Annotated in this window: 30 protein-coding genes and 1 tRNA gene; 12 read left to right on the top strand and 19 right to left on the bottom strand. The window is 31.2% G+C overall.

What is annotated here, in order from left to right; all coding sequences use genetic code 11:
* Position 1: 1 nt before the first annotated feature.
* Genes KK2020170_RS00460 through KK2020170_RS00450 form a run of 3 tightly spaced genes read left to right on the top strand, consistent with a single transcriptional unit; the run spans position 2 to position 1,989 of the window.
* A complete protein-coding gene (locus KK2020170_RS00460; RefSeq protein WP_221258860.1) occupies positions 2 to 844 on the top strand; it encodes a phytoene/squalene synthase family protein in 843 nt (280 codons plus the stop codon).
* Positions 844 to 1,293 carry a sterol desaturase family protein gene (locus tag KK2020170_RS00455; protein ID WP_221258859.1) on the top strand — a complete coding sequence of 150 codons (450 nt, stop codon included), beginning with the start codon at positions 844 to 846 and terminating at the stop codon, positions 1,291 to 1,293. The genes KK2020170_RS00460 and KK2020170_RS00455 overlap by 1 nt, the downstream gene beginning before the upstream one ends.
* Positions 1,294 to 1,989: a lycopene cyclase domain-containing protein gene (locus KK2020170_RS00450; protein WP_221258858.1), complete on the top strand. Its 696-nt coding sequence runs from the start codon at positions 1,294 to 1,296 to the stop codon at positions 1,987 to 1,989. It abuts the gene before it with no gap.
* On the opposite strand, the gene KK2020170_RS00445 is transcribed toward KK2020170_RS00450, so the two are convergent.
* From KK2020170_RS00445 to KK2020170_RS00425, 5 genes are all read right to left on the bottom strand, one after another.
* A complete protein-coding gene (locus tag KK2020170_RS00445) occupies positions 1,969 to 2,610 on the bottom strand; it encodes a DUF4304 domain-containing protein (protein ID WP_221258857.1) in 642 nt (213 codons plus the stop codon). The two genes, KK2020170_RS00450 and KK2020170_RS00445, sit on opposite strands and share 21 nt — an antisense overlap.
* A 78-nt stretch (positions 2,611 to 2,688) precedes the next feature.
* Positions 2,689 to 3,492 (bottom strand): LPS export ABC transporter ATP-binding protein, encoded by an 804-nt coding sequence (gene lptB / locus KK2020170_RS00440; RefSeq protein ID WP_221258856.1) that lies wholly within the window; start codon positions 3,490 to 3,492, stop codon positions 2,689 to 2,691.
* 157 nt (positions 3,493 to 3,649) lie between these two features.
* A complete protein-coding gene (locus KK2020170_RS00435) occupies positions 3,650 to 3,994 on the bottom strand; it encodes a carboxymuconolactone decarboxylase family protein (RefSeq protein ID WP_221258855.1) in 345 nt (114 codons plus the stop codon).
* Between the two features lie 3 nt (positions 3,995 to 3,997).
* Complete coding sequence (tatC, locus tag KK2020170_RS00430; RefSeq protein WP_221258854.1) at positions 3,998 to 4,822, bottom strand: twin-arginine translocase subunit TatC; 825 nt, start codon at positions 4,820 to 4,822, stop codon at positions 3,998 to 4,000.
* Positions 4,822 to 5,787, bottom strand: a complete 966-nt coding sequence (locus KK2020170_RS00425) for a KpsF/GutQ family sugar-phosphate isomerase (RefSeq protein ID WP_255567324.1) — start codon at positions 5,785 to 5,787, stop codon at positions 4,822 to 4,824. The genes tatC and KK2020170_RS00425 overlap by 1 nt, the downstream gene beginning before the upstream one ends.
* An 83-nt stretch (positions 5,788 to 5,870) precedes the next feature.
* Between KK2020170_RS00425 and recQ the strand changes: the two genes are divergently transcribed.
* Positions 5,871 to 8,069, top strand: a complete 2,199-nt coding sequence (recQ, locus tag KK2020170_RS00420) for a DNA helicase RecQ (RefSeq protein WP_221258852.1) — start codon at positions 5,871 to 5,873, stop codon at positions 8,067 to 8,069.
* Positions 8,070 to 8,097: 28 nt separating this feature from the next.
* The gene (locus KK2020170_RS00415; protein WP_221258851.1) at positions 8,098 to 8,895 is read left to right on the top strand and encodes a hypothetical protein; all 798 of its coding nucleotides are present in this window, start codon (positions 8,098 to 8,100) and stop codon (positions 8,893 to 8,895) included.
* A gap of 46 nt (positions 8,896 to 8,941) precedes the next feature.
* Here KK2020170_RS00415 and KK2020170_RS00410 read toward each other — a convergent pair whose 3' ends face one another.
* Complete coding sequence (locus KK2020170_RS00410) at positions 8,942 to 9,178, bottom strand: hypothetical protein (RefSeq protein ID WP_221258850.1); 237 nt, start codon at positions 9,176 to 9,178, stop codon at positions 8,942 to 8,944.
* Positions 9,179 to 9,222: 44 nt separating this feature from the next.
* Entirely contained in the window at positions 9,223 to 10,827 is a 1,605-nt protein-coding gene (locus tag KK2020170_RS00405; protein WP_221258849.1) for a T9SS type A sorting domain-containing protein, read from the bottom strand.
* A 108-nt stretch (positions 10,828 to 10,935) separates the two neighbouring features.
* On the opposite strand from KK2020170_RS00405, the gene KK2020170_RS00400 reads away from it, so the two are divergent.
* On the top strand, positions 10,936 to 12,498 hold the full coding sequence (locus KK2020170_RS00400) for an NAD(P)/FAD-dependent oxidoreductase (protein ID WP_221258848.1): 1,563 nt from the start codon (positions 10,936 to 10,938) through the stop codon (positions 12,496 to 12,498).
* Here KK2020170_RS00400 and KK2020170_RS00395 read toward each other — a convergent pair.
* Together KK2020170_RS00395 and KK2020170_RS00390 are read right to left on the bottom strand one after the other, a co-directional pair.
* Positions 12,485 to 13,990 (bottom strand): NAD(P)H-hydrate dehydratase, encoded by a 1,506-nt coding sequence (locus tag KK2020170_RS00395; RefSeq protein ID WP_221258847.1) that lies wholly within the window; start codon positions 13,988 to 13,990, stop codon positions 12,485 to 12,487. The two genes, KK2020170_RS00400 and KK2020170_RS00395, sit on opposite strands and share 14 nt — an antisense overlap.
* Positions 13,991 to 13,993: 3 nt before the next feature.
* A complete protein-coding gene (locus KK2020170_RS00390; RefSeq protein ID WP_221258846.1) occupies positions 13,994 to 14,602 on the bottom strand; it encodes a MarC family protein in 609 nt (202 codons plus the stop codon).
* 114 nt (positions 14,603 to 14,716) lie between these two features.
* Here KK2020170_RS00390 and idi point away from each other — a divergent pair, with 114 nt between their 5' ends.
* Genes idi through KK2020170_RS00375 form a run of 3 tightly spaced genes read left to right on the top strand, consistent with a single transcriptional unit; the run spans position 14,717 to position 16,642 of the window.
* The gene (gene idi, locus KK2020170_RS00385; protein WP_221258845.1) at positions 14,717 to 15,244 is read left to right on the top strand and encodes an isopentenyl-diphosphate Delta-isomerase; all 528 of its coding nucleotides are present in this window, start codon (positions 14,717 to 14,719) and stop codon (positions 15,242 to 15,244) included.
* Positions 15,245 to 15,271: 27 nt separating this feature from the next.
* Positions 15,272 to 15,682, top strand: a complete 411-nt coding sequence (locus tag KK2020170_RS00380) for a 6-pyruvoyl trahydropterin synthase family protein (protein WP_221258844.1) — start codon at positions 15,272 to 15,274, stop codon at positions 15,680 to 15,682.
* Positions 15,683 to 16,642: a type I phosphomannose isomerase catalytic subunit gene (locus KK2020170_RS00375; RefSeq protein ID WP_221258843.1), complete on the top strand. Its 960-nt coding sequence runs from the start codon at positions 15,683 to 15,685 to the stop codon at positions 16,640 to 16,642.
* Here KK2020170_RS00375 and KK2020170_RS00370 read toward each other — a convergent pair whose 3' ends face one another.
* Complete coding sequence (locus KK2020170_RS00370; protein ID WP_221258842.1) at positions 16,643 to 16,996, bottom strand: DUF2200 domain-containing protein; 354 nt, start codon at positions 16,994 to 16,996, stop codon at positions 16,643 to 16,645. It lies immediately after the preceding gene.
* 103 nt (positions 16,997 to 17,099) lie between these two features.
* Between KK2020170_RS00370 and KK2020170_RS00365 the strand changes: the two genes are divergently transcribed.
* Complete coding sequence (locus KK2020170_RS00365; RefSeq protein ID WP_221258841.1) at positions 17,100 to 17,369, top strand: hypothetical protein; 270 nt, start codon at positions 17,100 to 17,102, stop codon at positions 17,367 to 17,369.
* Between the two features lie 75 nt (positions 17,370 to 17,444).
* Positions 17,445 to 17,518: transfer RNA gene (locus KK2020170_RS00360), tRNA-Thr, on the top strand.
* Positions 17,519 to 17,637: 119 nt separating this feature from the next.
* Here the strand turns inward: KK2020170_RS00360 and KK2020170_RS00355 are convergent.
* From KK2020170_RS00355 to KK2020170_RS00325, 7 genes are all read right to left on the bottom strand, one after another.
* Complete coding sequence (locus tag KK2020170_RS00355; protein WP_221258840.1) at positions 17,638 to 18,348, bottom strand: DUF4369 domain-containing protein; 711 nt, start codon at positions 18,346 to 18,348, stop codon at positions 17,638 to 17,640.
* 15 nt (positions 18,349 to 18,363) lie between these two features.
* On the bottom strand, positions 18,364 to 19,668 hold the full coding sequence (locus KK2020170_RS00350) for a DUF819 family protein (protein WP_221258839.1): 1,305 nt from the start codon (positions 19,666 to 19,668) through the stop codon (positions 18,364 to 18,366).
* Positions 19,669 to 19,755: 87 nt separating this feature from the next.
* On the bottom strand, positions 19,756 to 21,615 hold the full coding sequence (locus KK2020170_RS00345) for a M61 family metallopeptidase (RefSeq protein WP_221258838.1): 1,860 nt from the start codon (positions 21,613 to 21,615) through the stop codon (positions 19,756 to 19,758).
* A 75-nt stretch (positions 21,616 to 21,690) separates the two neighbouring features.
* On the bottom strand, positions 21,691 to 21,972 hold the full coding sequence (locus KK2020170_RS00340; protein ID WP_221258837.1) for a TIGR03643 family protein: 282 nt from the start codon (positions 21,970 to 21,972) through the stop codon (positions 21,691 to 21,693).
* A gap of 144 nt (positions 21,973 to 22,116) precedes the next feature.
* Positions 22,117 to 22,713 carry an alpha-ketoglutarate-dependent dioxygenase AlkB family protein gene (locus KK2020170_RS00335; protein WP_221258836.1) on the bottom strand — a complete coding sequence of 199 codons (597 nt, stop codon included), beginning with the start codon at positions 22,711 to 22,713 and terminating at the stop codon, positions 22,117 to 22,119.
* Positions 22,714 to 22,758: 45 nt separating this feature from the next.
* Positions 22,759 to 23,460: an aquaporin Z gene (gene aqpZ / locus KK2020170_RS00330; protein WP_221258835.1), complete on the bottom strand. Its 702-nt coding sequence runs from the start codon at positions 23,458 to 23,460 to the stop codon at positions 22,759 to 22,761.
* Between the two features lie 95 nt (positions 23,461 to 23,555).
* Entirely contained in the window at positions 23,556 to 24,452 is an 897-nt protein-coding gene (locus KK2020170_RS00325; protein WP_221258834.1) for an EamA family transporter, read from the bottom strand.
* A 228-nt stretch (positions 24,453 to 24,680) separates the two neighbouring features.
* Between KK2020170_RS00325 and KK2020170_RS00320 the strand changes: the two genes are divergently transcribed.
* Positions 24,681 to 25,205 (top strand): murein L,D-transpeptidase catalytic domain-containing protein, encoded by a 525-nt coding sequence (locus tag KK2020170_RS00320; protein ID WP_255567323.1) that lies wholly within the window; start codon positions 24,681 to 24,683, stop codon positions 25,203 to 25,205.
* 26 nt (positions 25,206 to 25,231) lie between these two features.
* Here the strand turns inward: KK2020170_RS00320 and KK2020170_RS00315 are convergent, their stop codons facing one another.
* Both KK2020170_RS00315 and KK2020170_RS00310 read right to left on the bottom strand, forming a co-directional pair.
* Positions 25,232 to 26,029 (bottom strand): hypothetical protein, encoded by a 798-nt coding sequence (locus tag KK2020170_RS00315; protein WP_221258832.1) that lies wholly within the window; start codon positions 26,027 to 26,029, stop codon positions 25,232 to 25,234.
* 58 nt (positions 26,030 to 26,087) lie between these two features.
* Complete coding sequence (locus KK2020170_RS00310) at positions 26,088 to 26,474, bottom strand: DUF2721 domain-containing protein (protein ID WP_221258831.1); 387 nt, start codon at positions 26,472 to 26,474, stop codon at positions 26,088 to 26,090.
* Positions 26,475 to 26,497: the final 23 nt, after the last annotated feature.

The raw sequence follows: 26,497 nt of genomic DNA, 5'->3' as shown, positions 1-26,497 counted from the left end.
TATGAAATCATTATTCGACGTTTCTTCGCTAGAGTGTAGCAAGAAAATTACAACTACTTATAGTACTTCATTTTCGTTAGCTATAAAAATGCTTTCGCCAGAAATACAAGACGATATTTATGCTATATATGGTTTTGTGCGTTGTGCAGATGAGATTGTAGATACTTTTGATGAATTTAATCAAGAGTTATTACTTGATGAGTTTGAAGCAGAATACGAAAAAGCACTAGAACGAAAAATAAGTCTAAATCCTATTTTAAATGCATTCCAAAAAGTAGTGCATCAATATCAATTACAAGAATTGGTTAAACCTTTTATGAATAGTATGCGAATGGATTTAACCAAGAAAGAATATAATTCGTATGCAGAATATGAAGAATATATTTTTGGTTCTGCTGATGTGGTTGGATTAATGTGCTTGAAAGTATTTGTAAAAGGAGATGAAGAGAAGTATGAAGAGTTAAAAGCAAGTGCTATGCGATTGGGCTCAGCTTTTCAAAAGGTAAATTTCTTACGTGATTTAAAACACGATTACGAAAGCTTAGGAAGAGTTTATTTTCCTGGTATTGATTTTGAATCTTTGAGTAATGAAGACAAAACAAAAATAATAAATGAAATCAATCAAGATTTCGAAGAAGCTTTTAAAGGAATTTTAAAATTACCAATTGAAGCTAAATTTGGCGTTTATACAGCCTATCGTTACTATAAAAGCTTGATGAAAAAGATTAGTAAAACACAACCAAATGAATTTTTAAGTAAAAGAATTCGTGTGTCAAATCCTTTAAAATTAGTAATTTTGGGTAAATCGTATTTACGTTATCAGTTTAATATAATCCAAGCTTAATGGAATATTTATTGTTCATAGGAATAACTTTAGCGACTTTCATAACCATGGAAGGTGTAACTTGGTGTACTCACAAATTTGTGATGCACGGATTTTTATGGTATTTACACGAGGATCATCACCAACCTAGATATCAAAATATATTGGAAAAAAACGATGCGTTTTTTGTCATATTTGCTATTCCGAGTATTGCCTTGTTTTATTTTGGATTAGAGCCGGTCTTAAACTTTAAATTTTTCATTGGTTTAGGTATTTTACTATACGGAATCGCTTACTTCTTAGTGCATGATGTTTTAATTCATCAACGTTTTAAATGGTTTAAAAACACTAAAAATAAATACTTAATAGGATTACGAAAAGCACACAAAATTCACCATAAACATTTAGGGAAAGAGCATGGTGAATGTTTTGGGATGTTGTTTGTTCCTAAAAAGTATTTTTCAATGTAAATGGAAAAGTATCTCTACTTAATAATAGATTTACTGACACTTTCTGTGCCATTCTTGGCTAGTTTTTATCCGAAACATGCGTATTATAAGAATTGGATTCCTTTATTTAAAGGAATTGCTATTGTTGGGCTTTTCTTTTTAGTTTGGGATTCATATTTTACAAATATTGGCGTTTGGGGATTTAACGAACGCTATTTAACTGGAATTAAAGTTTTCAATTTACCTCTAGAGGAAGTTTTGTTCTTTATTTGTATTCCGTATTCTAGTGTGTTTGTTTATTTTTCGATGGAATTTTTACTAAAGCAAAATCCGCTAGAGAAATCACATAAACTCATTACCAATTTTCTTTTAACGTTTTCCATTGTAGTTTTTGTAATGAATTATGACAAATGTTACACCGCTTCTACTTTTGGACTGTTAGCTTTATATTTGTTGTTTCATCTATACCGAAAAACGTATTTGGGCCGACATTATCTTTCCTACGCTATAACCTTAGTTTTCTTTTTTATCGTAAACGGAATCCTTACGGGAAGTTTTATTGATGAACCCGTAGTTTGGTACAACGATGCTGAAAATTTAGGTATTCGAATAGGAACAATCCCTTTTGAAGATGCTTTTTATGGCTTTTTGCTAATAGCAGTAATAATTGATTGGTTTGATTATTTTAGGAAAAAATTAGTTTTTATTAGCAATTGACTTAAGATAATCAATTCCAAAAAAAACGCTTTTTTCATTCATTTTAGATAATGCATACTTAGCAAATTCTTTTGATTTAGCTGGATTTTCTTTTTCAAATACTTTTGTTAGTACCCAAGCCATTCGTATATAACTTGTTCCAAAACTCATTCCTCCAAGTTTTTCTGCAGTACTTACATACATGTTGTCAAGGTCTTTAACTTCTATGGTTTCAAGAATTTTATTATTTGATTTGAATAAGTCAATTATTGGTATGACTTTTTTTTCAATAACATTTAAAATATCATTAGCAATCTCAATATTTCTATTTTCTAATTCAGAATATTTCCACCAATAATCGCCTTGTCCTTTTGGTGATAGACGTGTTCTAAATTCACAATTATAGTATTTGAGTTTTTTAAAGTTTAATTTTTCATATCCGTTAGTATCGACTGTTTTGGGTTGAATTCCAAATTCTGTACAACATTGTCCACCATATCTACTAGCTTGAATACCAATAGTAAAAACAAAATGTTCAGAATCCATTATATAATTAAAGCCAGAACCTTTAAAACCCAATTCTTTTAATTTTCCAGATAAGATTTTAGAAATATGTTTCCTAAATTCAGTAGATGAAATCATAGTCTATTGTAATAATGAAAAATTTGACTTCTTTTTTCAAATTTTATTAAAATAGTTCAGAATTAAAGTTTAGAGGAATTACTCCAAATCCTTATTCAAATTTAATTCGCCTTTACCATGAATGATAGTCGTTTTAGGTGCGTCAAAATCGATTTTCTTTTTACGTAATTCAAAATTTTGTCCTAAATAAACACGTCTTACCACTTCATCAGCCGCTAATTCTTCTGGTTTTCCAGCTTTTAGAATGCCACCTTCAAACATTAAATAGGTTTTGTCGGTAATCGCTAAAGTTTCTTGTACATTGTGGTCGGTAATTAAAATACCAATGTTTTTGTTTTTCAATTGCGCTACAATACGCTGAATATCTTCCACCGCAACAGGGTCAACTCCTGCAAAAGGTTCGTCTAATAAAATAAACTTTGGATCAGTAGCAAGCGCGCGAGCAATTTCCGTACGTCTTCTTTCACCACCCGAAAGTAAATCACCACGATTGGTGCGAATGTGTTGTAGGGCAAATTCATCAATTAACTCTTCCATTTTGGCTTCTTGTTCTGCTTTTGAAAGATTCGTTAATTGTAACACACTCATAATATTATCTTCAATACTTAACTTTCTAAATACCGAAGCTTCTTGAGCTAGATAACCAATTCCGTGTTGCGCACGTTTGTACATTGGGAAATCGGTAATATCAGTATCGTCCAAATAAATGTTCCCACTATTTGGTTTTACTAAACCTACAATCATATAAAAAGAAGTCGTTTTTCCGGCACCATTTGGTCCCAATAAACCAACAATTTCACCTTGATTTACTTCAACGGAAATTCCTTTTACAACAGTACGTTTTTTATAGGTTTTGATTAAGTTATCAGCTCTTAGTTTCATTTTTTTAATTTGAAAATTTAAAAATTTGAAGATTTGAAAATATTATAATTGCTTCGAAACTTCATTTATTCAACAAGCAAATAAAGTTAAAAATAATTAATCAATTAGAGGTGTTAACAAATAATTACATCTTCAAATTGATTCATTTTCAAATTATCTAATTGTTTTCAAGTGCTTCCCAAAATTCATAAGCTCTTCTTAGATGGGGAATTACAATTGTTCCACCTACTAATGTTGCAATACTCATGGCTTCCATCATTTCAGCTTTAGTAATTCCGTTTTTATAACTTGTTTCTAAATGATATTTAATACAATCATCACAACGTAATACTGCTGAAGCAACTAGGCCTAACAGCTCTTTGGTTTTAACATCTAAATGGCCTTCCATATAAGCGTTCGTATCTAAGTTGAATATACGCTTAATCACTTTATTATCATCGGCTAATAATTTTTCATTCATTTTAGCTCGATAGTCGTTGAATTCTTTTACAGGATTATTCATAACTTATTTTTTTACGATGTCTGTTGTTTCAATTTGTTTTTTTACAACCATAGCACTAATTAGAATACTAATTTCATATAGAATCATGATAGGGATGGCTACAATAACTTGACTTAAAATATCTGGCGGTGTAATAATTGCTGATAAAATGAGCACTATAATTAAAGTATATTTTCGATATTTTCTTAAAAAGGCAGGCGTTACTAAACCAAGTTTAGTTAAGAAATAAATGATAATTGGAAGTTCAAAAAGCAAACCACAAGCAACAGTTGAAGATCGCAATAAACTTATATATGAAGCCAAGTCAATATCGTTGAAAATTTGTTCGCTTATATTATAATTTGCTAAGAAATTAACCGAAAGTGGTGCAATTAAATAATAGCCAAATAAAACTCCAATAAAGAATAATAATGAAGCAATTATAATAAAAGCTTTCGCATATTTTCTTTCATTTTCATATAGTGCTGGACTAATAAATTTCCAAAATTCCCATAATATAAATGGAAAACCTATTATAAAACCAGCAGTAATAGAGGTCCACATGTGAGCCGAAAATTGTCCGCCCATTTCACGACTTTGAATGCGCATTGGGATTTCAGTTACACACAAACTTTTATCTAAACCAAATTGCTGCGATAAATCGCAAAACCATCTATAAGTAATGAAATCTGGATTTTTTGGCCCAAAAATAATATTGTCAAAAATAAAATCACTAAAGAAAAATGCAACCGCCGCACAAGCTAAAATTGCAATTGTACTTCTAACTAATAACCATCTTAACTCTTCAAGATGGTCTAAAAATGACATTTCGCCAAGATTTTTTGCCATTATACTATTCCTTCTTTTAAAATGTCGTGTAAATGTAAAATGCCTTTATAATTATCGTTATCAATAACAACAAGTTGTGTAATCGAATTGTTTTCCAAAATACTTAAAGCTTCAGAAACCAAAATCTCAGAGGAAATGTTTTTCGGATTTTTAGTCATGATATCTTTAGCTGTTAAATGCGTGAAAGTGTCATTTGTGTTCAACATTCTACGAATATCACCATCTGTAATAATCCCAATAACTTTTTCATTTTCAATTACAGCAGTAACACCTAATCGTTTTTCTGAAATTTCCATGATAACTTTTTTAATAGAAGCTTCTGGAGTTACTTGAGGCGTATGTGTGGTATCGAGCATGTCGGCTACGCGAAGTAATAATTTTTTACCTAAAGCGCCACCTGGATGATATAAAGCAAAGTCTTCACTTTTAAATTGACGCAATTCCATTAAAGCAACTGCAAGCGCATCACCTAGAACCAATTGAGCAGTAGTACTATTTGTTGGTGCTAAATTATTCGGACACGCTTCTTTATCAACATGTGCATGCATAATATAATGTGATTCTTTTCCTAAGAACGAATTTCTATCGGAAGTCATTCCTATTAAAATATTATCATGTCTTTTTAACAACGGAACTAAAACTTTAATTTCCGGACTATTACCACTTTTAGAAATACAAATGATAATATCGCCAGGTTGAACCATTCCTAAATCGCCGTGAACCGCCTCCGATGCATGTAAGAATAAAGAAGGAGTTCCTGTTGAATTTAAAGTAGCTACTATCTTTTGCGCAATGATGGCACTTTTGCCAATTCCTGTCACGACTAATCTTCCTTTGGTTTCATAAATTTTTAAAACCGCTTCTGCAAACTCTACGGTAAGATAATCAGTTAATTGTGAGATGCTTTTGCTTTCCTCTAAAATGGTTTTTTGAGCCGATTGTAGTATAGTTGTTGTTGTGTTCAAAGTTATTGTAATTATGTTTTGTGTTTTTAAAGAAAATTGTATCTTTATGTTTGCAAATTTAGGTAAAATCATATTAATAGCGAATGAAACCGAACGAAATTGATTTACACAAGGAATTAAAAAAATATTTCGGGTTTAACCAGTTCAAAGGACTTCAAGAACAAGTAGTTAATAGCATTATTCACGGAAATAACACTTTTGTAATCATGCCTACGGGTGGAGGAAAGTCTTTGTGTTATCAATTACCGGCTTTAGTGTTAGACGGAACTGCCATTGTAGTTTCTCCGTTAATTGCATTAATGAAGAATCAAGTAGATGCCATAAGAAGTTTAGGTTCTGAATTAGGTGTAGCCCATGTATTAAATTCTTCGCTAACTAAAACCGAAATCAATCAGGTTAAAAAAGATATTGTAAATGGTGTAACTAAAATGTTATACGTTGCGCCAGAGTCCCTTACTAAAGAAGAATATATTTATTTTTTACGAGATGTTAAAATTTCTTTTGTAGCGATAGATGAAGCACACTGTATTTCCGAATGGGGACACGATTTCCGACCAGAATATAGAAACCTAAAAGGAATTATTAAACAGTTAGGAGACGATATTCCTGTGATAGGTTTAACAGCTACTGCTACACCAAAGGTTCAAGAAGATATTTTGAAAAACTTAGACATGTCTAATGCTAATACTTTTAAGGCTTCTTTTAACCGTCCCAATTTATTTTACGAAATACGCCCTAAAACTAAAAATGTTGAAGGAGATATTATTCGTTTTATTAAACAACACAAAGGAAAATCTGGTGTTATATATTGTTTGAGTCGTAAAAAAGTGGAAGATATTGCCCAACTTTTACAAGTAAACGGAATTAGTGCCGTTCCCTATCATGCCGGCTTAGATGCTAAAACAAGAGCCAAACATCAAGATATGTTCTTAATGGAAGATGTAGATGTAGTTGTGGCAACAATTGCTTTTGGTATGGGTATCGATAAACCCGATGTTCGCTATGTAATTCACCACGATATTCCGAAATCACTTGAAAGTTATTACCAAGAAACTGGTCGTGCAGGACGTGATGGAGGAGAAGGACATTGTTTAGCATACTATTCATATAAGGATATCGAAAAGCTTGAAAAGTTCATGGCAGGAAAACCAATTGCTGAACAAGAAGTTGGTTATGCATTATTGCAAGAAGTTGTGGCTTATGCTGAAACGTCAATGTCAAGAAGAAAATATTTATTACATTATTTTGGTGAAGAATTTGATGTAGAAACTGGTGAGGGGGCAGATATGGATGACAATGTGCGCAATCCTAAGAAAAAAGTTGAAGCTCAAGATCAAGTACAATTATTATTGAAAGTAATTCGCGATACAAACGAGAAATTTAAATCAAAAGAAATTATTTTCGCTTTAACAGGAAAGGTAAATGCTATTATCAAAGCGCATAAGATTGATAACAATCCTTTGTTTGGTAGAGGAGAAAAATTTGATGAGCGATTTTGGATGGCACTAATTCGTCAGGTTTTAGTAGATGGCTTAATCAAAAAAGATATCGAAACGTATGGTGTTTTAAAAGTAACCGAAAAAGGACATCAATTTATTGATAAGCCTTATATTTTTATGATGTCTGAAGATCATGAATATAGTGAAGAAGAAGATGAAAATATTGTAGCTGCTGCAAAATCTACTGGCACTTCGGATGAAGCCTTAATGAAAATGCTTGTCGATTTACGTAAGAAAGTGGCTAAAAAGGAAGGTGTTCCTCCTTATGTTGTTTTTCAAGAGTTTTCGTTAGAAGACATGGCTTTAAAATATCCAGTAACAATTGAAGAACTTTCAAATGTTCAAGGAGTAGGTGAAGGAAAAGCCAAAAAATACGGAAAACCTTTTATCCAACTTATTGAGCAATATGTTGACGATAACGACATTATACGTCCTGATGATTTAGTGGTAAAATCTACAGGAACAAATTCGGCATTAAAGCTTTATATTATTCAAAGCGTTGATAAAAAATTAGGTTTAGATGATATTGCAAAAGCAAAAGGATTAGAGATGGATGAGTTGCTTAAAGCAATGGAACAAATTGTCTATTCGGGAACAAAACTAAATATTAGCTATTGGGTAGATGATATCTTAGATGAAGACCAACAAGAAGAAATTCACGATTATTTTATGGATTCTGAATCCGATAGAATTGATGAAGCGTTAAAAGAATTCGATGGTGATTATGACACCGAAGAATTACGATTAATGCGAATTAAATTCATTAGCGAAGTAGCGAATTAAAAACCAATAACTAATCTATAATTATTTTATGTCAGAAAATCAAAATGTTTGGAAACCTACTGAAGAAGCAAAAAGTCAAGCAGGACAATTTCGTTTATTCGCAGGTCTATTATGGTTGGGCGCAATAGTAGCTCAAGTTTTTGCAATTCGTATGTTCCTGAGTGCTGTAAATTCAGGAGAATCACCTGTTAATGTTTGGGTAATAGGATTAATTGTACTTGATTTAATTCTTGTTTTTGCAGGTTCTGTTTTATGGAAAAAATCTAATCGATTAGATCCTCCTTCAGAAAAAAATAAATTCTTATTCTACATGCAAAATCAATTGGGTGTAGTTATGGCATTTGTAGCCTTCTTACCTTTAATTATTTTTATTTTAACAAATAAAAAAGTAGATGGTAAAAGTAAAGCTATTTTAGGAAGTATTGCTGGTATTGCTCTAGTTATTGCAGGTATTGGTGGTTTCGAATCAAATATGGCTTCTGTTGAAAAATATACGGAAGAAACCAATATGGTAGAAGCTTTAACAGGAACAAATAATGTGTTTTGGACAAAGTCTGGAGGTAGATATCATTTATACGAAGATTGTGGCTATATTAAAAATAGTGCAGAGAAAATGAATGGTACTGTAGCTGAATCTTATGAGACTAAAGGAATTGATCAGTTGTGTTCACGTTGTAAAGACAGAAAGATGAAAGAAGATGGTATGTCGGAAGAAACGTTAAACGATAAATTAGAGAAAGTTAAAGCAGGTTTAAATCCTGATAACACAACTGCTCCTGAGGCTGATACAGAAAGTATAGAAGAAGAGCAAAAAGATGCTGCTTAAAATATAAAGAAATATCAATAAAAAAAGGAGTAATTTGCTCCTTTTTTTATTGATAAACTTCTCCACGATGAGGCTTTAAAGCATCCCTAAAAGTAATCATATCTTTTTCTTCAACAACAACGAATGCTATAGCATACATTTCATTAATTTCAGTAAACCCTGTAATTTGTAAAGGATAATTTTCTTTTATTAAGTATTCTTTCAGATGAATTTCATGATGTTCAGCAATTTTTAATGCTGAAACACCTCTAAAATCCCAAATTAGTTTAATTCTTCTATTCATATAAAATGTAAAAGAGTCACTTAAATGTGACTCTTTTTTTAGTTTTATTTTTTTATTATTTTTTGATTGAATTTACCCAGTTCATTTTCAATAGATATTAAATATATCCCCGAATTTAAATTTGATGTATTAATCTTTAAACTATTATCATTTATTGTTTTTGATAGAATTAATTTACCATTGAAATCATATAAATTGATTTTCAAATTTTCAAAATCTTCTAACGCTTCAATGTTTAGTTCGTTTTCAATTGGGTTGGGATAAATTTTTATTTTAGATTCCAAACCGAAATTATTTGTATTTAAGAATGTACAGTTAGGTTGGCTGTTAAAAGTTGTTGTATTGTCTTTTGTCCAATTTGCTCTGTCGTTAATTGCTAGGCGTGTGTCATTTGCAGTCGCAGCAGGAATCCCAGTACAGTTAAAAATAGCATTGTCGTATTCAGTATAAGGAGCAGATGTACCATCAACGACCATAATAGCATTAATGCCATTAGTTAACCCAGGAGGAATAGCACTTCTCGAAGAAGAAGTTCCATTTGTAAAATCATCCCAAGTTGATAATGAACCTAAATTACCAGAACTTTCTGCATTCATGTGAATTGCACTGATGAATGTAGGAGATGCTAAATTACCTTGAAATGCTAAAATTTGATCGCCTGCAGATGAAAGAGATAAAGATCCAGAAACACTTGTAGCGGTTCCATTTGAAGCAGTGTATGAAGATGCACCATTAATAGTAATTAATACTTGCTCATACTGTGCAATACTTGATGTTACATCCCATATTAAAACTCCTTCAGTTTCAGTTAAAGAATTTGTTAAATTATTCCAGCCGTTATCAGTAAAAAATATTTTTGTACCAGTTGGTATTCCTCCATCTTTTAATATAATAAAACTAAAACTGTCTGTTCCATCACTATTATGGCTTGTAAAAGCTATATCTCCCGCAGATAATGTAACAGGTGTTGTTGTAGTATTAAATGTGCCTCCTTGTATCGGAAAACTTGTGTTACAACCAATAATTGCACCTGCTCCTGTTTGATTTGCTATATCTAATCGAATTGTACCATTACCAGTTCCAATGTTTATTTGTACTGTCCAAGTACTGCCATTAACCTGATTAACAGTTGTTATACTTGCGCCAGTTACTCCATTAGTATTTAATGAAAAATTTGAAGAACTTAAATTATTAATAGTACCAGAAAAAGTAACTGTATATGTTACAGTGTTAGTGCCAGAATTAAAACTTGTTGCAGAATTGCTTACTACATCGACTATAGGAAATGCATCTGGACCAGAAAGTGATATTGGAAAGCAACCTGCTAAAGATGTCCAGCAACTTGTAGGAGGTGTGTTTGTGTTTTGAGTATTAGCCCATGCCGTATACCAACTTACTCCTCCTATATTTGGGTCGTCACCTTGTACTTCCCATTGTGTTCCAGACCAAGCAATTCTTAAATTCGCTCCTTTTGTATAAAGGTTTTTTCCATTTAAAGTTCCATTCAGTGTATAAACTCCAGCATTTGGTAGAGGATTCATACAGTTGTCAGCAGTTTCCACTGTAAGAGTAACGCTTTGTGCGAAGCACAAATGCAAAAAGCTAGTCATAAATAATGCTAGCCATAAAAAAGCGTAGTTTTTTTTCATAGTTTCCTAAATGTTAAGAAACAAAAGTAGTTAAAAAATAGATTCAAATTCATTAGAAATTTTATTGATTTCAAATTACTATTTTTGCACTGAATTAATTTATTAAAAATGCCACGCGAATTTCAATTTCAAGTTTCACCTGAAGTATCAGCAAACGAAAGTTTGCTTGTTCAACATGTTGCCAAGTTATTTCAGGTTTCACCAAAAGAAATTCAAAAAGTAGAGGTTGTAAAACGTTCTATTGATGCACGCCAGCGTAGTATAAAATTCAACATTAAAGCCAATGTTTTTTTAGTTGGTGAATCTTATTCTGAAACTAAAGTTGAATTACCCGATTATCCTAATGTTGCCAATGCTCACGAAGTAATTGTTGTTGGCGCTGGTCCGGCTGGACTTTTCGCTGCTCTTCAGTTGATAGAATTAGGTTTAAAACCAATTGTTTTAGAAAGAGGGAAAGATGTTCGTGGTCGTCGTCGTGATTTAAAATCCATTAATGTTGATGGTATAGTAAATCCAGAATCTAATTATTGTTTCGGTGAAGGTGGAGCAGGAACGTATTCTGATGGTAAATTATATACACGTTCTAAAAAACGTGGCGATGTCGATAGAATTTTACGCTTGTTAGTTGGTTTTGGTGCTACGGATGAAATCATGGTGGAAGCACATCCACACATTGGGACCAATAAATTGCCACAGATTATTCAAGATATTCGAGAGAAAATTATTTCTTGTGGCGGACAAGTTTTATTCGATACTAAAGTGACTGATATTTTGATTAAGAACAATGAAGTTGAAGGTGTTGTAACTCAAAATGGAGATAAAATTTTAGCCAATAAATTAATCTTAGCAACCGGACATTCAGCTCGTGATATTTTCGAATTATTATATCAAAAAGAAATTGAAATTGAAGCAAAACCATTTGCTTTAGGTGTTCGTGCTGAACATCCCCAATCGTTAATTGATAGTATTCAATATTCTTGTGATTTTCGTGGCGATTATTTACCACCAGCTCCATATTCTATAGTTAAGCAAGTAAATGGTCGCGGTATGTATTCGTTCTGTATGTGTCCAGGTGGAGTAATTGCGCCATGTGCTACTGCCGAAGGTGAAGTGGTAACGAATGGTTGGTCTCCATCTAAACGAGATCAGGCGACTGCAAACTCTGGAATTGTGGTTGAATTACGTTTGGAAGATTTTAAACCCTTTGCAAAATTTGGTCCGTTAGCAGGAATGGAATTTCAAAAAGATATTGAACAAAGAGCTTGGCAATTAGCTGGAAGTACACAAAAAGTTCCTGCCCAACGAATGGTTGATTTCTCACAAAATAAAATTTCAAAAGAAATTCCTAAAACTTCTTATGTTCCTGGAACAACTTCTGTTGAGTTGGGAGAAGTTTTTCCTGGTTTTTTAACGCAAACTATGCGACAAGGTTTCCAAGAATTTGGAAAAAGCATGAAAGGTTATTTTACTAATGAAGCAATTTTACATGCTCCAGAAAGTAGAACTTCATCTCCAGTTCGTATTCCTCGTGATCCTATTTCATTAGAACATGTTCAAATTAAAGGTTTATATCCTTGTGGAGAAGGAGCAGGGTATGCTGGAGGAATTATTTCTGCAGCAATTGATGGTGAAAAATGTGCTATTAAGATTGCAGAAGCTATTGGTTCATAATAGATTCGTATGCATTCCCAATGTTATCAATAATATCTGAAGCAATTAAACTGCGTTCCCCAAATTTTTCTTTTGCAATATCACCCGCAAGACCATGTAAATAATTACCAATTACACTAGCCTTACCAGAAGTATAACCTTGTGAAAGCAATCCTATGATTATTCCGGTTAAAACATCTCCGCTTCCAGCTGTAGCCATTCCCGCATTTCCAGAACTATTAAAAAACAAATCTCCCTTAGGAGTTACTGTTACGGTGTAAGCTCCTTTAATAACAACATAAAGACAATATTGTTTTGCAAATTTTATTGTACGGTCTAGTTTTTCAAAATCATTATTCCAGTTGCCAATCCATCTAGACCATTCTTTGGGGTGTGGGGTCAAAATACTGTAAATAGGAATTTTAACCCAATACTCTTTTTTTTCAGCTAAAATATTGAGAGCATCAGCATCAATAACTAGCGGGTCATTAGTTCGGGTTATTAATCGTAAAATTTCAGTCTTAGTTTCATCATTTGTTCCAATACCTGGACCAACCCCTATAAAGTGGTCGTTAAGGTCAATTCTTTTTTTAATAAAATTCTTTCCATTGCTAGCTACCATTACTTCAGGAACTGAACTTTGTAAAGCAACATAACCACAATCTGGAATTTCAGCAGTAACTAAACCAGCACCAATTCTTAAACTAGCTTTTGAAGCTAATATTGCGGCGCCAATCTTTCCTTTACTTCCAGCTACAATTTTTACGTGTCCAAAATCACCTTTATGGCTAAATCTATTTCGTTTTTTTAAGAAATCTTTGAAATACTCTTCTGTAATCCATTCGTAGTTAGATTCTTGTTTTTCTATAGCATTTTTGTCTAATCCAATTGAAATAATGTGCATCTCGCCGCTGTAATTCTTATTTTCAGGGAGAATTAATGCTAGTTTAGGAAGTTCTAACGTAAGAGTGTGGGAAGATTTTATTATTGCGTTATGAAGATTTGTTGCATTATTATCTACATAAAGTCCAGATGGAATATCAATTGAAATTACTTCTTTTTTTGCGGCGTTTATATAATGAATTAAATCAGCAGCGAGTCCTTTAATAGGACGATTGATTCCAGAGCCAAAAAGTGCATCGATAATAACAATGTTTTCAAAGTTCAAATTCGGAAATTCATCTTCATTGTTTATCGAAATTGTATTACCAGAAATTCTTTGCCAAAGTTCAAAATTTTGCTCAAAATCATCAGAATAAGCAATGTTAGAGGTTATGAAAACAGTAACATTATAAAGTCTTGATTTTAAAATTCGAGCAATAACCAATCCATCACCACCATTGTTTCCAGGTCCACAAAAGACATAAAAAGCTTGTTTATTACTATAATTTTTTAAAATCCAATCAGCGCAAGCACCAGCAGCTTTCTCCATTAATTCTAATGAACTTATGTTTTGAGTTTCTGTCGTGATTTTGTCAACTTCTTTGAGTTGATTTCCAGATAGTATTTTCATTGTTTATAAATTAAAGAAGTCTTTAAAACCGCTTAATATGCTTTGCACAGCATATGAGGCTAATAAAAGTCCCATAATCTTACTTATTACTGTTATTCCTGTTTCACCAATTTTATGTTTTAATATTTTAGCAAACAACAGGAAGGTGCAAGTAATGCTTACAACAAGTAATACCATAAAGGTAGTAATTATTTGTTCTTTTATGGTGTAAATATGATTGTCAGTCATTAAAACTACTGCCATAATTGCTCCTGGAGAAGCTATTGAAGGTAGAGCAATTGGAAAAATAGTAATATGCTTATAATCTTTAATTAAATGCTTTTCAGACTCAGGTTTACCTTCACCAAAAATCATTGTTAATGCAAATAAAAAGAGAATGATTCCTCCCGAAATTTGAAATGCATGCAATGAAACTTCCATTATTTCCATTATAATTTGACCAGCAATTATAAAAAATAGGAGTACAAAAAAAGCAATGATTGAAGCTCTAATAGCTATTTTCTTTTTTTCTGAAGAGTTAAAATGTTTTGAAGCTTCTAAATAGACAGGTATTGAGCCAATGGGGTCAATTACAGCAAATAAAAACAAAAAAGTCTTTAATATTTCTATCATAAAAACGGTTTTCAGTAAAGGTACAAATTCAAAAAACCAATTAAAACCATATTAACATTTTCTAAAATCTATTTTTAGGTTTTATTTTATTAATTTTGACACAATTCAAATAAAATGGCAGAAGAAAAAGTAATTTTAGTAGATATTAATGATGAGCCAATTGGTCTAATGGAAAAAATCGCGGCTCATGAACAAGCCCTTTTGCATAGAGCATTCTCGGTTTTTATTCTAAATGATAATAATGAGATAATGCTTCAACAAAGAGCTGCTTCAAAATACCATTCACCATTGTTATGGACCAACACTTGTTGCAGTCATCAACGACCTGGTGAAACCAATATTCAAGCAGGAAAAAGGAGATTGCAAGAAGAAATGGGGTTTGAAGTTGAATTGACAGAACTGTTTCATTTTATTTATAAAGCGCCTTTCGATAATGGTTTAACGGAACATGAATTAGATCATGTAATGATCGGTAAATACAATGAAGAACCAAAGATTAACAAAGAGGAGGTTGAATCTTGGAAATGGATGAGTATTGATGTTATTAAAACTGATATGCAAGAAAATCCTGAAAAATATACTGCTTGGTTTAAAATTATTTTTGAAGAGTTTAATCATTACATTGAAAACCATAAATTCTAAATTCAGAATTCTAATTTCTAAATTTATATGAGAGTAACTGTTTCCAGAAAGTCACATTTTAATGCAGCACATCGATTATATCGTAAAGATTGGTCTATGGAAAAAAACGATGCCGTTTTTGGTAAATGCAATAATCCTAATTTTCACGGACACAACTATGAGTTAATAGCAAGTGTTACTGGAAATATAAATCCAGAAACTGGTTATGTAATTGATATTAAAATTTTGTCCGATTTAATTAAAGAGCATATTGAGGAAGCTTTTGATCATAAAAATTTAAACGAAGATGTTGCCGAATTTAAAAATTTAAATCCTACAGCTGAAAATATTTGTGTGGTGATTTGGCAAAAATTACGTCCATATATTGATAGTGATAAAGATTTAGAGATTACTTTATATGAAACGCCTCGAAATTTTGTAACCTATAACGGTAAGTAAATGAAGTTTTATCCTTTACAATTTAAGCCTATTTTAAAAGATAGAATTTGGGGCGGAACCAAATTACAATCTGTTTTAAATAAAGAAATTACATCTGAGACTACAGGTGAGAGTTGGGAATTGTCAACTGTTCCTAATGATGTTAGTGTAGTAAGCAATGGTGATTTAAAAGGTAAAGATTTAAATGAACTTATCGAATTATATCCAGTTGAAATTTTAGGGAAAAGTGTTTTAGAACGTTTTGGCAAACAATTTCCATTGTTATTCAAGTTTATTGATGCTAAAGAAGATTTATCAATTCAATTGCATCCTAATGATGAATTGGCTCAAAAGCGCCATAACTCTTTTGGGAAAACCGAAATGTGGTATGTTATGCAAGCCGATAAAGGCTCACGATTAGTAGTAGGCTTTAAAAAGGATTCTAATAAAGATGAATATTTAGCGAAATTAGCTTCTAAAGAATTGATTTCACTTTTAGATGAAACAGAAGTTAAAAAAGGAGATATTTTCTTTTTAGAAACCGGAACAATTCATGCTATTGGTGGCGGTGTTGTAATTGCCGAAATTCAACAAACTAGCGATGTTACTTATAGAGTATACGATTGGGATAGAGTAGATGCTAATGGAAATGGTCGTGAGTTACATACAGATTTAGCTTTAGACGCAATTAATTTCAATACTACAAAAGCTAAGGTTGATTATGAAAACAAAATTAATCATAGCAATAAAACAGTACATTGTGATTATTTCAAAACTAATGTTATTCCTTTAGAAGGAAAAATGAATTGGGAGGCCCATAAGGGTTCGTTTGCGGTTTTCATGTGTACACAAGGCGAATTTTCATTAGAAGTTGAAAATACTTTGTATTCTTATAAAATGGGCGATACTGTTTTGCTTCCAGCTAAAATTGAAAAAGCTATAATTTCGGGTAATGCCAACTTACTTGAAGTTTGGATATAATTACTCGCGTAAAATTTTCTCCATTTTTTTACCTTTTGCTAATTCGTCTATTAATTTATCAAGGTAACGAACTTGTTGCATAATTTTATCTTCAATATCTTCAACGCGATAACCACAAATTACACCTGTAATTTTTTTAGCGTTTGCATTCATTTGTGGCGCATTGGTAAAGAAATCTTCAAAATTAACTTTATTAGTAATGATATTTTCTAAATCTTTTTCGTTGTAACCCGTTAACCAAAAAATGACAGTATGCAACTCTTCAACAGTGCGACCTTTTTTCTCTACTTTGGTAACATAATGCGGATAAACACTTGCAAAAGACATTTTATATACGCGTTCGAGGTTGTTCATTTTTAATGAGTTTAATATTCAAATATAAAAAAACAACAAATACTTAACAACTAAGTATTAACTAAAATAATTATCTTTGCACCGAATTTTAAATGTAAACAAAATGGCAAGCGTTAAAAACTTGAAAAAAGAAATCAACTATGTTTTAGGAGATTTAGTAGACATTGTATATGTATGGGAAATTACTAATGGTGGAAAACCTACTGAAAAAACAGACGAAATTGTTGATTCTATTTACAGCACTTACGATGAATTGTTAGTAAAAATCAATAATCGTGAAGTTGAAAACAAAAAAGCTCATTTTAGACAAGTTCGTAAAGATTTCGAAGGATTTGTAAATCAGGTAGTTGAAAAAATCAACGGATTGAACTAAAAAAAATAGTAAAAAAAAGCGGATTTTTTTTTGCAAATGTAAATTTCCGAATTATATTTGCACCGCTTTAGAGCCGCCGGTGTAGCTCAGCTGGCTAGAGCAGCTGATTTGTAATCAGCAGGTCGTGGGTTCGAGTCCCTCCATCGGCTCAAAAAGAGAAAACGAAAGTTTTCTCTTTTTTTTTGGAAAAAACTCAAGGTTTAAAGAAAAGCGGACTTCAGGAGTGTCTAAAATATTGAAATAAAAAAGAGGCTCAAAAGCCTCTTTTTTATTGATTGTTTTTAACCTCTTTAATATGTTCTTTAAGAATCTTCCCGTATTTCGATTCTGAAACTTCTGGAGACATTTTATTTGCGATGGAATCTAAATACATCACATTAACATCTGCAATTTCTGTAATTGCTAAATAAGGGGCAATTTCATGATCAGCATGATTCATTGCATAATTAACAACATAAAGGTATTTTCTTTTGATTAACTTTTCATAAGCCTTGTCAATGCTATCTTGTCTTTCTTGGCTAAAGTTTATTTCGTTTTGTAAACGTTTTTCAATTAAATCTAAATTGTCTTCTGTAAACCTTTGATTTAGCTTACTAAACTCAGTCCATAATTCGTGATTTTTTGAACCTGTAATTTTAGCTGCATTAAAAAACTCTTTCAGTTTTGTATTTATTGACATTTCTCCAGGTTCAGCAAAAAAAGGTATGCTGTTATCGATAGATTGTGTTTGTCCACGATCTAAAAACAAGTATAAAACTTCAGGACCGTCAATATTCAAGAAACTTTCAAAATTAGATTTACCTTTAATTGTTATACTGTCTAAAACAACTAATGTAGAGTCTTGAATTTTACTAATGTATAGTTTTCCTTGCCCTAAACCTTCAACATTACCTGTTAAATGTAAATTACCTGTTGTTTCTTTTTTTGTACAAGCAAAAATGCTAATTAATACTAAACTTAATACGAAAATTTTTCTCATTTATCTAAATCAATTTTATTTTGGTGCAGCAATTTCCATTAAAAATGTACATAAAATTGCACCATAAGTTCCTACAACATAACCAAATATTGCTAATAAAACCCCTACACTAGCTAACGATGGATGAAATGCCGAAGCTACAACTGGTGCCGAAGCGGCTCCTCCAACGTTTGCTTGACTACCCACTGCAATAAAGAAGTAAGGAGCTCTAATAATTTTGGCAACCAAAAATATGATAATAAAATGAATTATCATCCAAATTATACCTACTAAAATAAGTCCGGGATTATCTAAAACGGCACTTAAATCCATTTTCATACCGATTGAAGCTACAAGAATATAAATAAAAATACTACCAATTTTACTAGCCCCTGCTCCTTCATACGATTTTAACTTGGTAAATGACAACGCAATACCAATTATTGTAGCCAAAGTTATCATCCAAAAGAAAGTTCCTCCAAAAGTAGAAATGAAACTCTTAGGATCACGAACACTTTCAAAAGTAGAATTGAAAAAATCAGCCAAAACTTGTGAACCCCAATGAGAAAATCCTACAGCACCAAAAGCTATTGCTCCAATAATCATATAATCTGATAAGGAAGGGTTTCGTTTTACACTTTCTTGATAACTTGATACTTTGTCTTGTAATTCTTGAATAGATGAATTATCAGCCTTAAGCCATTTGTTTATTATTTCTTTTTTCCCAATTCCATAAAGTAAAGCTGCCATTCCGATATTTGCAACCACAATATCAACTAATACCATTCCACCGTATTTTTCTTGATTGTATTTGAAGATTTCAAGCATTGCGGCTTGATTTGCGCCACCACCTATCCAACTTCCAGCTAAAGTAGAAAGCCCACGCCAAACTGCGTCAAAATCAGCTCCTCCTACAGTTTCAGGTGAAAAAATTGAAACAATTAAAATTGCTATTGGTCCTCCTAAAATGATACCTAAAGTTCCTGCTAGAAAAACAATTAAAGCTTTAGGTCCAAGATTGATAAGCGCTTTTAAATCAATGCTTAATGTCATTAATACCAATGCTGCAGGTAATAAATAACGACTCGCAACAAAATAGATTTTAGAACTTTTTTCGATTACTTCATTTTGGTCATTTAGTTCTGTCCATTCTGGAGCAATTATATGTAATGAACTAAAAATTGAAGGCAATAAATAACACATTAACAAAGCAGGTACAATTCCATAGAATTTTTTCCAAAAACCTTCTTCTTTAGAAGAGGTGTAGAAAACAAATCCTATTAGAATCATTAATATTCCAAAAACAATTGTATCGTCTGTAAAGTAAGGAGGATTGTGCATAGTTTTAATTTTGGTACACAAATAAAAGAAAAAATCCTCAAAATACTGAGTACTTTGAGGATTATATGTTTAATGTGAAGAGAATAATTATCCTCTTAACCAAGCTTCGCGTAATGCTTTTTTATTATCGTCAGTTGCTTGATACCCGTCTTTTTTCTCTTTTGGCATTACAATTTTACCTTTGATATCCATATCTTTTCCATCACGGTTAATTTTCATTGTAATATCTTCACCATCTTTCCAGTTCATGCTGCTCATTACTAAATCATAGATATTATCTAAGTTGTAGTTTGTACCGTTAACAGCTAAAATTTTATCATCATTTTTTAAACCTAAAGTTGTCATAAACTCATTAAGTTCAATACTTGGTAAAATTTTTATTTCTTTTGTTGAAGGATCAACAGTGATGTAAGGAACTTGTCCTCCTTTTAAGAAAGGGTTTCCAGTAGTTTCAACAGTTGCTTCAGTTACTCCCATTTTAGCGAAAAATTCATCGTAATTGATTGGTGTTTCTCCAGCTACATACATTTGTAAAAATACACCAACTTCTGGATAAGTTAATTCAGTAATTCTACCAAATAATTCGTTATCTTTAAATGCTTTTGAAGTACCAAATTCTTGAGAAAGTTTATTCATTAAATCTAAAATTCCTCTTTCACCATTGCTATTCTCACGAATAATAATGTCAACACACATCGCAATTAAAGCTCCTTTTTGGTAAACATTTATATATTGATCTTTATAGGGTGCTTCTAATACGTTTTTACTCATTTTAGTAAAACTCATTTTGTCATTCATTTGTCTTGATTGACGGATTTTTCCAGCCATTCTTTCAAAGAATTCATCTTGATCAATTAATCCTTGATTAACTTGGAATAAATTAGCAAAATATTCAGTAACTCCTTCATACATCCATAAATGTTCCGACATTTGAGGATTGTTGAAGTCAAAATATTGAATTTCATTTGAATGAACTGTTAATGGAGTTACAATATGGAAAAACTCATGAGAAACTACATCTTTTAATTGTTCTTGTAACATCTCTAATCCCATCATTTCAGGCATTACAACAGTTGTCGATGTTGGGTGCTCTAAAGCTCCAAAACCTTTGGCGTCATTAGCTTGCATATCTGATAAGTACAATAAGATAGCATATTTTTTAGTTGTATTCATTTCACCAAGAAAACGCTTTTGCGCTTTCATCATAGTTTCCATGTTAGGTGTAATGTCCTTAGCAGTATATTTTGCATTTGGAGAATATACACTAATTATAATTTCCATATCATCAACCATGAAAGAAGTAAAATCAGGTTTAGAATACATTAATGGATTTTCTACTAGAGTAGCATATTTTGAACTATAAAATACATCTGAAGTTTCGCTTGCATCAGTATCTGTCATTGCAGAAACTCCCAATAAACTAGAAGGATGTGTAATAGTCAATTTGTATGGTGCTTCTGTTTTGTCTCCGAAATACCCAACAAATCCATGAGTATTTAACATAAAGTTTTCTCCTGCTTTAATGTTTGTTCCTGCAGGTGAAAAAACATCTGTACTTTCACCAGAAAAATGTCCACCAGTTTCAGTATCAAATGAATCGTTTACCCAATATGTTATTTTTGCCAATGATTTTGCATTGTTTATTTTATATGAGTTTTCATCTAATTTTGCGATTGATAACGTATTACCCTTTGCATCAAATGCTTTTACATTTTCAATAAAACGACCATAATTGTCTTCAGAATATGTTCCTGGTACAGTTTTAGGAATCATGAAAGTAGTTGTTTCGGTTGTCATTGTTGGTGGAACAATTGTAACCATCACTTTGTCGTCTTTTACGTTTACTAAGTCAATAGTAACATCAACATCATTTCTAGTTGTAGTTGCAGTAGGTTTACAGCTCCACAATAAACTTACTAATGCAATTGAAAGGATTATTTTTTTCATTTGTATAAATCTTTTGTAATAAGTAGATAATATTAGAATTTTGTTACAAAAAAAATCCCGATTTCTCGGGATTAGTTAGTCAAATTTATTTTTAAAGTAGTATTTAGTGTCTAAATCATCATCTTCAATATCATTAAATCGTTGAGGTTTTGGTTTTGGTTTAGATGCAGTCGCTTTCTTTTTCCAAGTTTCAAAAGCATCTTTTGATATTTTTTTTCGCATTAATTCGGTTACATCATTTTCATTTACTCCGAATTCTTCTTTAATTACTTCAAAAGGTTTTTTTTCCTCTTGTGCCATAGTGACAATTCGCTCTAAAGTTTCATTGTCTAATTCTGAAATTTTCTTCTTTTTCATTACCTGAAAAATTTAATCTGTAGTTCTAATTTTAATGGTTAATAGTTCAATATTACAAAAAAATATTATTCAAGAAATAACTTTTTTAATTTTTGATTTTTTTTTAATTCGAGAGCTGCTTTTAGAATAAAAGATATAAATATTTTAAAGAATTGTTCTAAACGTCAAATTTATTCTTGGTTTTTTAGATAATTGAGTCTTTGGAATTTGATGTTTATAATGTACTTGAGAGCCTTGTTTCATTAGTAAAAGGCTTCCGGGTTCAAGATTCAATTTAAATTTTTCCTCTTTTGTATTGTTTTTTATATGAAAACTCCTTTCTTCTCCTAAACTTAATGAAGCGATTATTGGGTCTCTTCCAAGTTCTTTTTCATTATCGGAATGCCAACCATTGCTGTCATTTCCATCTCTATATAAATTAAGTAAAACTGTTGTGAAGTTTTCGTGGCAAATTGCCTCTATTTCTTCTTTTATGTGAGTTAATAATGGAGTGAAATTTTTTGGATGCATTACAACATTTGAATATTTATAGCTTTTTCCGTTATTTCCATATAGGGCTGTAAGTCTTGGTTGTAAATGTGTTTTTCCAAATAGTGTAATTGAGTCTTGTTGCCAAGTAATATCTTTTTTTAGTAAATAAAATAATTCATTAGCTTTTTCAGAATTAAAAAAACTTGGGTAATATTCAAAAATACCATCCGATAGTGGTAAAATTATTTTATCATTTTCAAAAAGATTCATATTGCAAAAATAAAAAGGAGAAGTATAACTTCTCCTTTTTAAATATTATTTATTGTCTTGTAAAAGATTTTTATAAAGCAAACCGCCAAGTAATGCTCCTAAAATTGGTGCAACCCAAAACAACCAAAGTTGCATTAAAGGCTCGCCTCCTACAAATAGAGCTTGTGATAATGAACGAGCAGGATTTACAGATGTATTAGTTATTGGAATAGAGATTAGGTGGATTAAAGTTAAAGCTAAACCAATCGCTAATCCCGCAAATTTTGTATTAGCAAGTTTGTCTGTTGCTCCAATTATAATAATAATAAAAAACATTGTTAAGACAAATTCGGCAATAAATGCACTTACCATTGCGTAGTTTTGTGGAGAAAATGAATCATAACCATTACTTGCAAATGCCCCTGCTTGGGTTGCATCTATTGAGAATCCTTCTTTTCCTGATAAAATCAAATATAAAAATGTTGCTGCTAAAATAGCGCCAACACATTGCGAAAGTATATAGGGAGCAATCTCTTTAGAATTAAATCTTCCACTTATCCAAAGTCCTATTGTTACCGCTGGATTAAAATGTCCTCCTGAAATATGACCTACAGCATAAGCCATTGTTAAAACTGTTAAACCAAATGCTAATGCTACACCAGCGAAGCCTATCCCTAAATCTGGAATTCCGGCAGCAAACAAAGCGCTACCACAACCGCCAAAAACTAACCAAAAAGTTCCGAATAATTCGGCAAATAATTTTCTCATAATTTTAGTTTTATTGTTAGTGATGTAAAAATACCAAAAAATAAAGGCTAATATTTTGAGATTTGATTAATATTTTAACAAATATTGGTTAATAACTATATTTTACTCTTGAGTTTTAAGTTCATAATTACAATTGCTGTAATGATTAAAACAATACCAAACCATTGTGATAAAATGACTTGTTCGTTAAGAATAAAAAATGCCATTGAAACCGAAACTGGTAATTCAAGAGAAGAAACAATACTGCCTAAGCCAATTCCTGTAATGGGAAAACCTGCATTCATCAAAATAGGAGGGATAATTGTACCAAATAAAGCAACTAATATTCCCCATTTTGCAAAAATTTCAAAATTAAAAGGTGTTTGTTGCGAAATCAATGTGAAAATAGCAATGATAATTGCGCCACCTAAAAGCATGTATAAGCTTCTTTTAGCATTATTTACACCAACAGCTATTTTATTTGCAGTAAACATAGTCGTAGTAAATGAAGCGGCTGCTAAAATTCCAAAAGCTAATCCTCTCCAATCTAAAGTAAACTCACTATTTATAATATTTGTTGCCAATAATGTTCCAATTAGTACAATGACTACGGCTATAATTTTTTGGAAAGAAGGCGCTTTTTTATCTAAAAACCATTCTAATAAAACACCCATCCAAACCGTTTGCATTAATAATACTATTGCAATAGATACGTTTATGTACTTAACACACAAATAGTAGAAAACACTTGTTAGACCTAAAGATGTTCCAGCAAGTAATAATTGGACAATGTGCTTTTTTGTAATCTTTATTTCTTCTTTTTGTTTTTTAGTTTTTTGAAAAGCCATGATAATAAGTATTCCTAAAATACCATATACAAATTGCGCAGTTGTAACTTCAGCAGTTGTAAAGTTTTCTTTGTATGCTAACTTTACAAATGTTGCTAACATTCCATAACTAGAAGCGCCTAATCCAACTAATACAGCTCCTTTTAAAATATTATTATTCGACATGACTTTAATTTAAGGGGCGCAAATATAAGAATTTAGAATTTAGCTTTGGATATATAAACTTTAGTAAGAAATTAACATTATAAAACTTAATAAAAATTCAATATTGAAGTTATTATACTTTAATTAAATTATATGAGATTTGTAATAATTATTTTTTCAATTTGTTTTTTGTGTTGTAATAACTCTGAAGTAAAGTCTAAGACGAAAACAATTAATACTATTAAATCTTTGAAAGATTATAACGCTTTTCATAAAGAAGCTTTAGCATTTTGTAAAGAAAATAAATTTGATGAGTCCTATTATTTTTTGGTTGATTTGAGTCTTCATTCTGGTAAAAGCAGATTTTTTATTTATGACTTTGATGCTGAGAAAGTAATTGATAAAAATTTAGTTACCCATGGAAGTTGTGATCAATTTGAAGATAATTTACATAAATGGCAAAATGTAAAATTTGATAGTAGAGTTAATAGTCATTGTTCAATGAAAGGGAAATATAAAATAGGGGATAGAGACGTTAGTTCATGGGGAATAAAAACAAAGTATTGGCTACATGGGTTGGAAGAAACTAATGAAACTGCTGTAAAAAGAGTAGTGGTGTTACATTCTTGGAATGCCGTAAAAAATAAAGAGATTTATCCGAGATATTCTCCATTAAGTTGGGGCTGTCCTGCAGTTTCTAATGAGTTTATGTACAAGTTAGATGATAAATTAAAAAATACTGAAAAACCCGTCTTACTTTGGATAATAGAATAAAAAAAACGCCAAAAAGGCGTTTTTTTTTATCGTCTAGATTTTTTACGTATAACTGTTGTGCCTCTTTTATTCTTTTTTACAATAGTAGTATTTCGATTATTGCGAACAATTATAGTAGAGGTTCTTCTTCTTGGTAAATATATTTTTCTGGCAATAGTAGAACGTCTTATTGTAGTTGTTCTAAAATACACACGATGTCTTGCATTTCTTGAATAAAATACTGAATATCGAATCGGTGCCCAAGGTTTCCACCATAAAGGATAATAACGCCAACGGTAAGGAGAAATCCAAACCACATAATTAGGGGCGTATATAAAACGAATTACTGGCCAAGTCCATACATTAACTACTATGGATTTCCATTCAATATCAAAAAGAGAAGGACCTTTGGAGTTACTTTTAATTACCTCTTTAGAGTCGAAAGGTTCGATTAAAGTATTTTCAGGAAACAAATCAGAATCGCCTTCAATTTGTAAATAAGCTTCTTCTTCACCTGTTTTTTCAATTGCTATAGTTGCAATATCTTGTTTTTCATTTTCATCTAAAAAAGTACTTAACACAAGAATGTGAATATTGTTTTCAACCAATTCTTCGACTTGAATATAATCTATTTCACCATCATTATTCAGATCTAAATTATTTACATCACTTTTTTCTTGATTAATTAATTTTTCAAATTCTTCAATTGTACTTACATCTTTTAAAGTAGCTAAGGCGCCTTCAAGACTAAAATTGTTTCCAACATTAGAAGGAGTAACGTTTTCTTGTGCATAAAATGAATATATACCCAAGAACAATACTAGAATAGAGAGTCTTTTTTTCATAATCTTAATAGTTTATGCTAATTAGATTATAAAAACATAAAAAAGTTTAATTGAATTTTTATTTTAAATCTTCAAGATGAATTTTTAATGCTTTAACCGATATACTAATTTCCCAAAAAGATAATGCTAATGAAACTAATAGACATAATAGTGAAAGTCCAAATAAATAAATTCCAATTAACTGTTGTTCTAAGAAAAGCATTAACATTGCAAAAACAGATATAAACAAACACATTACTCCAAATAATTGCATGTAACGAATTAATGTTAAGCGTAGATTAAGGTTTTTAATTTCTAATAATATACTTTTAGAATGTTCTTGCTCATAATTTCTTTTTAAATTTCTAATAATCTGTGCAATTGTTAAAAACCTATTTGTGTAAGCTAAAAGTATCAATGAAGTAGCTGAGAAAAGTAGCGCCGGAGTTTCTAAGGATAAAATCATTTTATAAAACTGTAAAGAATGAA

The sequence above is a fragment of the Flavobacterium okayamense genome, assembly GCF_019702945.1.
Lineage (GTDB): Bacteria > Bacteroidota > Bacteroidia > Flavobacteriales > Flavobacteriaceae > Flavobacterium > Flavobacterium okayamense.
The sequence above is the reverse complement of the archived record's forward strand: the minus strand, read 5'-3'. Positions and strand labels throughout refer to the sequence as shown.

Excerpts from the sequence above, each read along its gene's own strand:
- KK2020170_RS00435 (WP_221258855.1), bottom strand. The coding sequence starts at position 3,994 with ATGAATAATCCTGTAAAAGAATTCAACGACTATCGAGCTAAAATGAAT.
- KK2020170_RS00340 (WP_221258837.1), bottom strand. The coding sequence starts at position 21,972 with ATGAAAAAGAAGAAAATTTCAGAATTAGACAATGAAACTTTAGAGCGA.
- KK2020170_RS00450 (WP_221258858.1), top strand. The coding sequence starts at position 1,294 with ATGGAAAAGTATCTCTACTTAATAATAGATTTACTGACACTTTCTGTG.
- KK2020170_RS00375 (WP_221258843.1), top strand. The coding sequence starts at position 15,683 with ATGAAGTTTTATCCTTTACAATTTAAGCCTATTTTAAAAGATAGAATT.
- aqpZ (WP_221258835.1), bottom strand. The coding sequence starts at position 23,460 with ATGAGAAAATTATTTGCCGAATTATTCGGAACTTTTTGGTTAGTTTTT.
- KK2020170_RS00350 (WP_221258839.1), bottom strand. The coding sequence starts at position 19,668 with ATGCACAATCCTCCTTACTTTACAGACGATACAATTGTTTTTGGAATA.
- KK2020170_RS00325 (WP_221258834.1), bottom strand. The coding sequence starts at position 24,452 with ATGTCGAATAATAATATTTTAAAAGGAGCTGTATTAGTTGGATTAGGC.
- recQ (WP_221258852.1), top strand. The coding sequence starts at position 5,871 with ATGAAACCGAACGAAATTGATTTACACAAGGAATTAAAAAAATATTTC.
- KK2020170_RS00380 (WP_221258844.1), top strand. The coding sequence starts at position 15,272 with ATGAGAGTAACTGTTTCCAGAAAGTCACATTTTAATGCAGCACATCGA.
- KK2020170_RS00460 (WP_221258860.1), top strand. The coding sequence starts at position 2 with ATGAAATCATTATTCGACGTTTCTTCGCTAGAGTGTAGCAAGAAAATT.
- KK2020170_RS00400 (WP_221258848.1), top strand. The coding sequence starts at position 10,936 with ATGCCACGCGAATTTCAATTTCAAGTTTCACCTGAAGTATCAGCAAAC.
- KK2020170_RS00370 (WP_221258842.1), bottom strand. The coding sequence starts at position 16,996 with ATGAACAACCTCGAACGCGTATATAAAATGTCTTTTGCAAGTGTTTAT.
- KK2020170_RS00415 (WP_221258851.1), top strand. The coding sequence starts at position 8,098 with ATGTCAGAAAATCAAAATGTTTGGAAACCTACTGAAGAAGCAAAAAGT.
- KK2020170_RS00310 (WP_221258831.1), bottom strand. The coding sequence starts at position 26,474 with ATGATTTTATCCTTAGAAACTCCGGCGCTACTTTTCTCAGCTACTTCA.
- tatC (WP_221258854.1), bottom strand. The coding sequence starts at position 4,822 with ATGGCAAAAAATCTTGGCGAAATGTCATTTTTAGACCATCTTGAAGAG.
- KK2020170_RS00455 (WP_221258859.1), top strand. The coding sequence starts at position 844 with ATGGAATATTTATTGTTCATAGGAATAACTTTAGCGACTTTCATAACC.
- KK2020170_RS00365 (WP_221258841.1), top strand. The coding sequence starts at position 17,100 with ATGGCAAGCGTTAAAAACTTGAAAAAAGAAATCAACTATGTTTTAGGA.
- KK2020170_RS00345 (WP_221258838.1), bottom strand. The coding sequence starts at position 21,615 with ATGAAAAAAATAATCCTTTCAATTGCATTAGTAAGTTTATTGTGGAGC.
- KK2020170_RS00410 (WP_221258850.1), bottom strand. The coding sequence starts at position 9,178 with ATGAATAGAAGAATTAAACTAATTTGGGATTTTAGAGGTGTTTCAGCA.
- KK2020170_RS00395 (WP_221258847.1), bottom strand. The coding sequence starts at position 13,990 with ATGAAAATACTATCTGGAAATCAACTCAAAGAAGTTGACAAAATCACG.
- KK2020170_RS00390 (WP_221258846.1), bottom strand. The coding sequence starts at position 14,602 with ATGATAGAAATATTAAAGACTTTTTTGTTTTTATTTGCTGTAATTGAC.
- KK2020170_RS00445 (WP_221258857.1), bottom strand. The coding sequence starts at position 2,610 with ATGATTTCATCTACTGAATTTAGGAAACATATTTCTAAAATCTTATCT.
- KK2020170_RS00315 (WP_221258832.1), bottom strand. The coding sequence starts at position 26,029 with ATGAAAAAAAGACTCTCTATTCTAGTATTGTTCTTGGGTATATATTCA.
- KK2020170_RS00405 (WP_221258849.1), bottom strand. The coding sequence starts at position 10,827 with ATGAAAAAAAACTACGCTTTTTTATGGCTAGCATTATTTATGACTAGC.
- KK2020170_RS00355 (WP_221258840.1), bottom strand. The coding sequence starts at position 18,348 with ATGAGAAAAATTTTCGTATTAAGTTTAGTATTAATTAGCATTTTTGCT.
- KK2020170_RS00335 (WP_221258836.1), bottom strand. The coding sequence starts at position 22,713 with ATGAATCTTTTTGAAAATGATAAAATAATTTTACCACTATCGGATGGT.
- idi (WP_221258845.1), top strand. The coding sequence starts at position 14,717 with ATGGCAGAAGAAAAAGTAATTTTAGTAGATATTAATGATGAGCCAATT.
- lptB (WP_221258856.1), bottom strand. The coding sequence starts at position 3,492 with ATGAAACTAAGAGCTGATAACTTAATCAAAACCTATAAAAAACGTACT.